Raw genomic sequence first — 383 nt, forward strand, 5'->3', positions numbered from 1 at the left:
CGACAAATCCGATCGCACTAGCAGACTTTGCGAGTGCGAGTAAGACAGGAACAAGCGCAACGTTCACTTGGAGCGCAGCAACGGGCGCAACAAACATTAAAGTAGAGCAATCACCAACAGGTGCAAACACATGGACAACAGCGACAACAGGCGTGATTGCCACCAATGCAACAACAGCAACAGTAACAGGCTTGTCGGCAGCGACAGGATATGACTTCCGCCTAGTTGTAACAGGTGGAGCAAATGCAGGCGACTCAAACGTAGTAACGGTGACGACAAATCCAATCGCACTAACAGACTTCGCGAGTGCAAGCAAAACGGGAACAAGCGCAACATTCACATGGAGCGCAGCAACGAATGCAACAAACATTAAAGTGGAACAA

At 49.6% G+C, this 383-nt stretch carries 1 protein-coding gene; it reads left to right on the plus strand.

Annotation, left to right across the window (positions count from 1 at the left end; all coding sequences use genetic code 11):
- Window positions 1-383 (plus strand): fibronectin type III domain-containing protein (locus BK120_RS34380; RefSeq protein WP_372239038.1); only part of this gene is annotated, 383 nt, incomplete at both ends.

Origin of the sequence: Paenibacillus sp. FSL A5-0031 (assembly GCF_001956295.1) — a bacterium.
Taxonomy (GTDB): domain Bacteria; phylum Bacillota; class Bacilli; order Paenibacillales; family Paenibacillaceae; genus Pristimantibacillus.